This is a genomic window from Cryobacterium gelidum, assembly GCF_004403985.1.
Classification (GTDB): Bacteria; Actinomycetota; Actinomycetes; order Actinomycetales; family Microbacteriaceae; genus Cryobacterium; species Cryobacterium gelidum.
In genome coordinates this window covers 415982-422696 of sequence record NZ_SOHL01000027.1, presented here as the reverse complement: position 1 = coordinate 422696, position 6715 = coordinate 415982, and the positions used below count along the sequence as shown (strand labels likewise).

Below are 6715 nucleotides of genomic sequence, written 5' to 3'. Positions count from 1 at the left end.
GTGGGTAACGTGAGAGATGAGGGCCTCCGTGGCATCGAGTGAGTGTGGTAACCCAATCGATACAGGAGGTCCTCACCTTTTTACAACTCGCCACGCACACAACCACCGTGGGAAGAACATCTAGGAGGTCGGCGGTCTCAGCGTCCTGCTACATACAGACGCTCAAGCAGTTCTGACTTCTTCTGACTGAACTCCTCCTCGATCAGGACTCCGGCACTCTTCAGATCGCCTAGCTTTGCAAGCTGCGCCATCACGTCGACTTGAGGAAGAGCAGGGGTAGGTGCAAGCGCGACCGGCGCTCTTCGCGGGGACTTCTGAGAAGGGGTGCGTGCCCAATATCAACTGAGTTAGGAGACTCTTGACCTGTGCAGCCTCGGCATGAGAAACGCGGAAGTCGACCGTATTGCCCGAAGTAATAACCGATACCTTCGGATTTATAAATCCATCTCGCGCCGTTGTGACGCTTGACATGCTCTTGACGGGAATCATTTCCGTGCCACTCTCGCCGTTCTTGAAACCTGTCGCTAGGAACGCCATGCCGTCCGTCAGTAGACCTGCCGTAACTTTCCCGACTGATACGCCACGTGGTCTCATCCATTCGATCCGGTCGCTGAACACTGAAACTTTGGCGTTCTTTCCGTCGATATGGGACGTGAAGGTGAAGAATGCGGATTCGTTCATGGTTGGACCCCTGGTCTTATGCCTTTGATGTTGTAAACGCATCAGGTGGCCCCTCGCGTGACTTACGGCAGATATCTTCCAAACAGTTGGCACCTCCATCGTAAAGACACACCGCCCACAACATTTAGACTTCGTCGCCGGACCCCTCCGCTACGCCTACCCCGACTGGGAAGGTATCGGCAAGGTATCGCGCCTCTGGGGACCGGACGACGAGACGGTCGGCTGGCTAGTCGGCCAGAACGACGACCGCCTCGCATGGTCTTCGTCGAGCCCCCTGACTCCCTGGGATGCTACATCCGGCGCGACGCGGCTACGCATTTAGCACGACGCCGCAAGACGTTTACATACCGGCGCTCATGGCGGATATACGCGCCGCCTCGTCGTCGACACGGTCCTAAGCGCGTCTCTTGAGCGGCTCCTGGCCCGCGCTCCCTGGTTCCGTCGCTCGCCGTCGGTGCGCTCCCTTTCTGGCAGTAGGGAAATCCCAGTTGGCGTAACCGTTGGCGTAACTGCCCGATAGACGCAGAAAAGGCCAGCCCCGCGAAGTGCGGAACTGGCCTCTGACCTGCTATTTCATCTGTGAGGCTAACAGGATTCGAACCTGCGACCCCTTGGAGGTTTTTGCCTACATTATGTCGTTGCCGACTGTCTCCGAAAACCTGCGGATTCCCTTGTTTTTACAGGGAACCGGGCGGTTCGCTGCCTCCAATTGTACGTCATCGTTTTGGGTCATTTAGTGATGAATGTGATGGGTAAATGATGACCTTGTGAACCGCTTTTGGCGGGCGTATGTCATTGCCGACGCTGACCGGCGCACCGCGTGTCACCTCGGCAGCCGCGTTGCAAACACCGCCCACACGTTCGTTGCCGGGCGAGCCGTTTCATGAAAAAACCCCGGCTCGTTGCCGCTGGGGAGAACCCCGAGCTCGGGCAACTCGCCATCTAAACTTGGCCTGGTACCCACGGAAGGAACCACCATGAGCATGGAAGGCGCGGCCTGGAGCTCGCTGCACAAGATCTCGCGTGCTAGGGACAGCAAACACGGCTTCTCCCGTGAGTCCGTGAGGCGGATCATGACGTTCGCGGTGCCCTACCGGTCCAAGCTGCTGATCTTCATCACCCTCTCCACCGTGGGAGCTTTCCTCGCGGTCGCGACGCCGGTACTCGCCGGCCAGGTGGTCGACGTCATCGTCGCCCAGGGCGCGGTCACCACGATTGTGTGGCTCGCCGTCGTCATCGCGCTCGTGGCCGTGGCCGACGTCGCCGTGTCACTCGTGACGCGCTGGTACTCGGCGCAGATCGGCGAAGGCGTGATTTTGGACCTCCGCACCGCCGTCTTCAACCACGTGCAGAAGATGCCGATCGCGTTCTTCACCCGCACACGAACGGGCGCCCTCGTGAGCCGCCTCAACAACGATGTGATCGGCGCTCAGCAGGCCTTCAGCGGCACGCTGTCCGGCGTGGTCACGAACGTCGTGGCGCTGATCCTCACCCTGATCGTCATGCTCAGCACGTCCTGGCTCGTGACGGTTCTCGCCGTGATCATGCTCCCCATCTTCCTGGTACCCGCGCGCCGCATGGGGAGCCGCCTCGCCGCGCTCCGCCGCGAGGCCGCCGATCACAATTCCGCCATGAGCACGCAGATGACCGAGCGCTTCTCAGCGCCCGGCGCCACCCTCGTCAAGCTGTTCGGCCGGCCCGACGAGGAGGCCGAGGAGTTCCGCGTCCGCGCCGCCCGTGTCCGCGACATCGGGGTGCGCACCGCGATGCTGCAGTTCGTCTTCTACACCGCACTGATGCTCGTTTCCGCTCTCGCCCTCGCGCTCGTGTACGGGCTCGGCGGCGCCCTCGCACTAGCCGGCCAGCTGAACACCGGTGACGTGGTCACCCTGGCGCTCCTCCTCACCCGCCTCTACGCGCCGCTCACCGGCCTCGCAAACGCACGGGTGGAGATCATGAGCGCGGTGGTCAGCTTCGAGCGCGTCTTCGAGGTGCTCGACCTAAACCCGCTCATCAAGGAGAAGCCCGACGCCGTCGCCGTGCCCGAAGGCCCGGTGTCCGTGGAGTTCGACAACGTGCGCTTCGCCTACCCGTCCGCGGACAAGGTATCTCTCGCGTCTCTCGAGGAGGTTGCCACATTGGACACCCGCGGCGGCGAGGAGGTGCTGCACGGCGTATCCTTCAGGATCGAGCCGGGTCAGACCGTTGCCCTCGTTGGTTCGTCCGGTGCCGGCAAATCCACGATTGCGCAGCTCCTCTCGCGCCTGTACGACGTCGACAGCGGCGCCGTGCGCCTCGCGGGGGCGGATGTCCGCGATGTCACGTTCGCCTCCATGCGGCACACCCTGGGCATGGTGACGCAAGACGGCCACCTGTTCCACGAGACCATCCTCTCCAATCTGCGCCTCGCGAGGCCGGAAGCGTCCGACGATGAGGTGTGGGACGCCGTCCGCCGTGCGCGGCTCGAGCCGCTCATCCGGTCCCTGCCCGACCAGCTGAACACCATGGTGGGCGAGCGTGGCTACCGATTGTCCGGGGGTGAGCGCCAGCGGATGACCATCGCAAGGCTCCTGCTCGCCCAGCCGCGCGTCGTCATCCTCGACGAGGCGACGGCGGCGCTGGACTCGACGTCTGAGGCCGCCGTGCAGGCGGCGCTCAGCGAGGCGCTCAAGGGACGGACAGCGATGGTGATCGCACACCGCCTCTCCACCATCCGCAGCGCGGACCTGATCCTCGTGGTTGAGGACGGCTCGATCGTGGAGCGCGGTACGCACGAGGAACTGCTGGCTGTGGGTGGGCGGTACGAGGAATTGCACCGGACCCAGTTCGCCGTGCAGAAGAATGTTGCGGCGGATGCGGATGCGGATGCGGATGCGGATGCGGATGCGGATGCGGATGCGGATGCGGAAGCGCTAAGCGGGATCTAGTCACTGAGCACTTCTCCACCATGCGGTCCGGCGCCTGAGCCGGACGACCGACGAGTCGGTGGCGCTGGCAATCACGGCCGCGTAACCGACTCCGGCCCGGTGGCCTCACGTCAAGCGCGGGCGGAGCGCGACGCGAGTTGGCGAAGGGTGGCTTCGATGCCGGCGGCGTTCTGCCGAGGAAAGCCGAGCAGCTCGTAGACCTTTCCCTGAACGGCTGGGACGGTGCTGTAGTCAAACGTCTCCGTAACGCGCGTAGACGTGGGCGTGAGCGGCGTGAGTTCCCAGCGCCACCGGTGTCCCGCGGGGTGACGCCACTCTACAAGCCGACCGTCTTCGATGCGCGTCACCGTGCTGGTGATGCGATACGGGACGCCGAACTGCTTCATCGCTACCGAGAATTTTGCGCCCTGGGTGAGCCGCCGCGGCCCCGACACCGTACCGCCGACGGTGCCCGAGCCGTCCAGCTCACCGTGACGGTGCGGATCAGCCACCAACGCGAAGACGTCTTCGGCCGAAGCCGGCACCTCAACAGTGCGCGCGACTTGGCGAGGCCCTGGCTCAACCTGTTCGACCGTCATACTGCTCAGCCTAGGTGGGGGGCTGTCTCTGGTGTTTCCGGCCTGACGCGCTGCACGTGGGTCTTTCAGGAGCGGCGTCGATGCAACGAATTGCCGCTACGCGGGGTCGACAAGGGCACCGTCATCCTCGTCGCCCCAAGACTCAACAAGCGTGATTCGCCCGCGCGAATCGCGAATCGAAAGCACGAGCGCAATGATCGCGGTCGCGATTCCGATAACGCCCAGGGGGTTCGCGATACCAATAGCGATATCCAACGCAGGCTGTGTGGGTCCGCTGATGATTGTCTGCAAACCGCGAGGTGTTGAATCTGGAAGCGTGAGTCCCAACAAGAGTCCGATAACGCCTGATGCAAAGAAAAACACGTATGTTATCGCGCGAGTTTCGAACCCTCGACGTGCCGTGCGTCGTACCGCGAGCCCCGTGAACACCAACAAGGCGGCAAAAATCACACCCAGCGTCGCCGCGTAGATGATGGTGAGGTCGCCACCGATCCCGAAGAGGTGGCGGCCGAAAGAGATCCACGCGGCCACCGCGATACCAGCAACCACGAGCACGCCACCCATGTGCCCTGAGCGCGAGGCACCAGGCGTCGCGCGAACTCGAATTACGCTGTACGTCATCACGCGCTCTCAATCACTATGCTCGTAACAACCGTAGCCATGGAAGTGCTTGCGCGTGCGCACCTCCACAGATGGACAAGCCCGCGAACCGCGAAATAAATGCGACGCTATCCGACAACACACCCCTGCATGCTTTCTCTAGACGGAATCTAGCAAGATGACGCAAGCCTGAGTTTCATCCTTTCCGTGCTCCGGTACCGCGACGATCTCAGCGTCAACGGCGCGGCCGGCTTGCGCGCTCAGCAGCATTCTGAATGGCGCGGTTCAAATCGACGATCAAACGCACGGCGGGAGCCCATTTGTTGTCCAACAGCAGTGTGTCCGAACGGACCAACCCATTCAGAGCGACGAGGACATTCGCAACCGCCCGGGGTGATTCGCAGACCTGTCGGACGCACTCGGTGATGTCGTGCCCTTCATCGATGGTCCGAATCATCTCAACCGTCTTCACGACAGTACGGTCAACAATTCGCACGTGAAATGCCTCCGGTTTACGGGCCCGTCTGTCGTCGTACGCTGCTTTGCGGCAGCCGGGTCCACAAAAGACGCGCGGTCGTCCGGTGCTCGCGGCCGGCGGCAGCGCCGCGCCACACCGCACGCACTGGGTCGAGGTCATTCGTCGGATGTTGAATTTCTGCAGGTCGCTCATATTCAGGAGGAGCGCCAGGCTGCACCGTTTCGTCACCGACGAAACAGCCGGGCCCTCGATCTGCAAGAGGCGTGGCAATTCAGATTGGAGTCGGGGCGGTCACTGGAGTCGCGGATTTTGAGCACATGCCCGAGTCGTCGATTTCGCTACCTTTCGCCGAGTTTGTGTTCCTGACCACCGATACCCTTACGGTGTTGTCGTACCGGACCGAGCACACTGCGACCCCGGACGGCCGCATCGCGTGCGGTCGCCGTAAGAAGGGCGAACAATATCCGGGGTGGACCTGCCTCAGCTCAGCGATGAGTTGTTGAATCACGTTGTCTCGACGAGTTACGTTCACCGCGTCGCACGTCTGAGTCGTCGCTGTCAGCCGCCATCACCCCCGCATAAGAACTTCTCCCGAATTTGGCGAGCCGCCGGCGCACGGCGTCGGCGGTGAATGTCGGCAGTGCCACAACGCGCGTGGACTTTGCGGTTTTAAGATGGTCTTGCCGGAAGGTCAGTTCGCCGTTGCGACTGATGATGGTTCCGGCCAGGCGAATGGAGGGCACGGCGCTGGTGATGTCAATGTCCCGGCGTCGGATGGCGAGAACCTCACCGATCCGGGCCGAGGTGCCGAGCATCACCTCGATGATCGCGCCGAGTTGGCCATCGGGTTTGGGGCCAGAGATATGGTTGGCGGCGCTCTCCCATTGCGCGATCGCCGCGCGGATGACGTTCACCTCGGGGGCGGTGAGGGCATTTGGCACGTGCGGCTCGCGGTACAGGCGGGCGACGTGGTCCATTGGGTTGCGGGGGAGTACCTCGTGCCGCACGGCTAGTTCCAATGCCAGCCGCAGCACGACCCGCGCCTGTTTGGCTCGGCTGTAAGAGAGCTTCGCGAGTTGCTTGATGAAATTGTCGCATCGGGCCACGCCGATCTCCCGCAGCGCGAGGTTGTCGAAGCCTGGCGAGACCAGGGTGCGCATGTTGCGCTCGTACAGGTTGCGGGTGGTCCGGGAGATGCGATCCTCCAGGTCGATCTCTTCCAGCCAGTACGTCACCAGGTCTTTGAACAGGCTGTCGGGCGTCAGCGCCGTGTCGGCGGGTTGGAACAAGGTCCCGGTTGGCGAGCTTGGCCTTCAGTGCCCGCTCGGCGGCGTTGGCCGTGGCGCCGGTGGCTTGCACGAGGCGCGCGTGGCCGTCCCAGTCCCGGTAGCGGGTTCTCGCCTCGTACCTGCCCGTCGGCGACTGGCGGATGTTGATGTCGCCGAAGGTGC

Annotated in this window: 5 protein-coding genes; 1 reads left to right on the top strand and 4 read right to left on the bottom strand. The window is 62.9% G+C overall.

Going from position 1 to position 6715, the window contains the following annotated elements:
* Positions 1-1658: 1658 nt before the first annotated feature.
* Entirely contained in the window at positions 1659-3608 is a 1950-nt protein-coding gene (locus E3T50_RS15030; protein WP_134553011.1) for an ABC transporter ATP-binding protein, read from the top strand.
* A 110-nt stretch (positions 3609-3718) separates the two neighbouring features.
* Here the strand turns inward: E3T50_RS15030 and E3T50_RS15025 are convergent, their stop codons facing one another.
* The 4 genes from E3T50_RS15025 to E3T50_RS15010 all read right to left on the bottom strand — a co-directional run bounded on the left by E3T50_RS15025 (position 3719) and on the right by E3T50_RS15010 (position 6553).
* A complete protein-coding gene (locus E3T50_RS15025; RefSeq protein ID WP_134553009.1) occupies positions 3719-4186 on the bottom strand; it encodes an SRPBCC family protein in 468 nt (155 codons plus the stop codon).
* Positions 4187-4282: 96 nt separating this feature from the next.
* The gene (locus E3T50_RS15020) at positions 4283-4735 is read right to left on the bottom strand and encodes a hypothetical protein (RefSeq protein ID WP_241990953.1); all 453 of its coding nucleotides are present in this window, start codon (positions 4733-4735) and stop codon (positions 4283-4285) included.
* 286 nt (positions 4736-5021) lie between these two features.
* Positions 5022-5456 (bottom strand): hypothetical protein, encoded by a 435-nt coding sequence (locus tag E3T50_RS15015; RefSeq protein WP_134553007.1) that lies wholly within the window; start codon positions 5454-5456, stop codon positions 5022-5024.
* A gap of 293 nt (positions 5457-5749) precedes the next feature.
* Positions 5750-6553 (bottom strand): tyrosine-type recombinase/integrase, encoded by an 804-nt coding sequence (locus tag E3T50_RS15010; protein ID WP_241990952.1) that lies wholly within the window; start codon positions 6551-6553, stop codon positions 5750-5752.
* Between the last annotated feature and the right edge of the window lie 162 nt (positions 6554-6715).

Excerpts from the sequence above, each read along its gene's own strand:
- E3T50_RS15025 (WP_134553009.1), bottom strand. The coding sequence starts at position 4,186 with ATGACGGTCGAACAGGTTGAGCCAGGGCCTCGCCAAGTCGCGCGCACT.
- E3T50_RS15030 (WP_134553011.1), top strand. The coding sequence starts at position 1,659 with ATGAGCATGGAAGGCGCGGCCTGGAGCTCGCTGCACAAGATCTCGCGT.
- E3T50_RS15015 (WP_134553007.1), bottom strand. The coding sequence starts at position 5,456 with ATGAGCGACCTGCAGAAATTCAACATCCGACGAATGACCTCGACCCAG.